Annotated in this window: 2 protein-coding genes; both read right to left on the minus strand. The window is 64.9% G+C overall.

Features of this window, described 5'->3' with window-relative positions; translation table 11 throughout:
* Positions 1–744, minus strand: a 744-nt coding sequence (locus tag JCM9942_RS15485; protein WP_425478364.1) for a DUF418 domain-containing protein, incomplete at its 3' end; no start/stop codon positions are given.
* Positions 745–925: 181 nt separating this feature from the next.
* Positions 926–1,405, minus strand: coding sequence for an FKBP-type peptidyl-prolyl cis-trans isomerase (locus JCM9942_RS15490; protein ID WP_054660744.1), 480 nt, complete (start codon positions 1,403–1,405; stop codon positions 926–928).
* Positions 1,406–1,614: the final 209 nt, after the last annotated feature.

Raw genomic sequence — 1,614 nt, forward strand, 5'->3', positions numbered from 1 at the left:
GATGATCGCGCCGCTGCGCGCGAACCAGCTGCCGATCAGGAACATGCCCAGCACCTGGGGCCCGACCAGCATCAACACGCTCATCGCCACCCCGATATCGCGCAGACGCTGCCGCAGCGCGTCCAGATAGCCGCCGTGCGCATAGGCCTGGCGCTGGCGCTCGATACTGGCCAGTGCCTCGCTGGTCATTGCCGCCCTGGCGTCATCGGGCACGAACTGCATCACCAGCCCGATCAGCAGCAGCAACGCCACGGCGGCCAGATAGCTGGCAACCCCCAACAACGGCAGCCAGCGCGCCGGCACCTGCCGGAACGCCAGCAGCAGGAAGGACAGCAACGCATAGGCGATCAGAATGTCGCCAGACCACAGTAGCACCGCATGCAGCACGCCGATCACCAGCAGCCCCAGGCTGCGGCGCAGGTAGAACCGGGCGAAGTCGCGTCCTGCCGTCTCGGCGCGTTGCGCCATCACCGCAAAGCCCACACCGAACAGCAGCGAGAACAGGGTGAAGAATTTGCCTTGCACGAAGAGGTAGACGAAGCCATCGGCCCAGCGGTCGATCCCCTGCCAGTGCTGGTCGATACCGGTGAAGGACAGATCCATCGGCCCGCTGAAGGCCTCGATGTTCATCAGCAGGATGCCAAACAGCGCCAGGCCACGCAGCACATCCAGCGTGCCGATACGTTCGTTCGGTGCAACAGGGTGGTAGGTGAGATCGGACAAGCTCAGGACTCCTTCTGGCATACGTGGGCGGCATCATGCGACCCGGGCAACAGCTGGGAACGTCAAACCGGTATCAACCGCGGAGAACGCCCAGGCGCCGGTGACCGCGGGCGGGAAAGTTGCGCCGGCAGCCTGCCCGTCACACAGGAAAACGGCCCGCGTTGGCGGGCCGTTCCTTATCTCATGACACTGGCAGCTGCACTCAGTGCTGGTGACCACCGTCGCCATGCACGTGGCCGTGCTGCACTTCTTCCTCGGCCGCTTCGCGCACTTCCACGATCTCCACGTCGAAGTGCAGGTCCTTGCCGGCCATCGGATGGTTCAGGTCGACGTCAACCACGGTCAGGCCGACCTTCTGCACGGTGACCGCACGCGGACCGAAGTTGGTCTGCAGGATCACCTGCGCACCCGGCACCAGACGGGTATTGCCGAAGTGCTTCTTGGGCACGCGCTGGGTCAGGCCCTCGCGGCGCTCGCCGTAGGCATCGGCCGACTTCACATCCACGCCGAAGCTCTCGCCGGCTTCCTTGTCCATCATCGCCGCTTCCAGGCCCGGAATGATGTTGCCGTGGCCGATCAGGATCGCCAGCGGATCACGGTCCTTGGAGCTCTCGATCGGCTCCTGGCCGACTTCCGAGACGGTGTAGTGGAAACGGACAACGCGGTCTTTTTCGATCTTCATGCCTAACTCTGTCTGCTGGCTGCCCGAGGCAGGTGTTGGAACGGCCTTGCCGGCCGCCGGGGGCGCCGCCATGATGACGGCCTTCTGAGGTGGCGCATTATCAAGGTCCATGCACATCACGCCAGTTTTCCGCTTTCACACGTGGCGCCTGCCGGCGCTGTTGCTTGCGATCACCGCCTTGGCGGCCTGCGGCCACAGCCCGCCCGGGC

Origin of the sequence: Stenotrophomonas pictorum JCM 9942, from assembly GCF_001310775.1 — a bacterium.
Taxonomy (GTDB): domain Bacteria; phylum Pseudomonadota; class Gammaproteobacteria; order Xanthomonadales; family Xanthomonadaceae; genus Stenotrophomonas; species Stenotrophomonas pictorum.